The sequence below is a fragment of the Edaphobacter sp. FHG110511_03 genome (assembly GCF_059115365.1).
In genome coordinates this window covers 1-581 of sequence record NZ_JBZYWL010000059.1, presented here as the reverse complement: position 1 = coordinate 581, position 581 = coordinate 1, and the positions used below count along the sequence as shown (strand labels likewise).

1 protein-coding gene is annotated in these 581 nt (G+C 60.4%); it reads left to right on the top strand.

Features of this window, described 5'->3' with window-relative positions; translation table 11 throughout:
* Positions 1 to 581: GTP-binding protein (locus AC5S26_RS29940; protein ID WP_494188604.1), on the top strand; the 581-nt coding region annotated here is incomplete at both ends.

Genomic DNA, 581 nt, shown 5'->3' with positions numbered 1-581 from the left:
AAGCACAACCCGAAGAACACGTTCCGTTCGTTTGACACGATCGACAACGCTCCTGAGGAGCGCGAGCGCGGCATTACGATTGCGACGTCGCACGTGGAGTATGAGACGCCGAACCGTCACTATGCTCACGTGGACTGCCCTGGTCACGCGGACTACATCAAGAACATGATTACGGGTGCGGCACAGATGGACGGGGCTATTCTCGTCGTCGCCGCCACCGACGGTCCGATGCCGCAGACCAAGGAGCACGTTCTGCTTGCTCGCCAGGTGGGCGTGCCGTACATCGTGGTGTTTTTGAACAAGTGCGACGCTGTCGAAGACGAAGAGCTGGTGGAGCTGGTGGAGATGGAAGTGCGCGAGCTTCTGTCGAAGTATGACTACCCTGGCGACGACACTCCGATCATCCGCGGTTCTGCGCTGGGCGCGTTGAACGGCGAGGCGCAGTGGGAGGCGAAGATCGACGAGCTGATGGCGGCGGTGGACAAGTATGTTCCGCAGCCTGAGCGCGCGGTGGATCTGCCGTTCCTGATGCCGATCGAAGACATCTTCTCGATCTCGGGCCGTGGAACTGTGGTTACGGG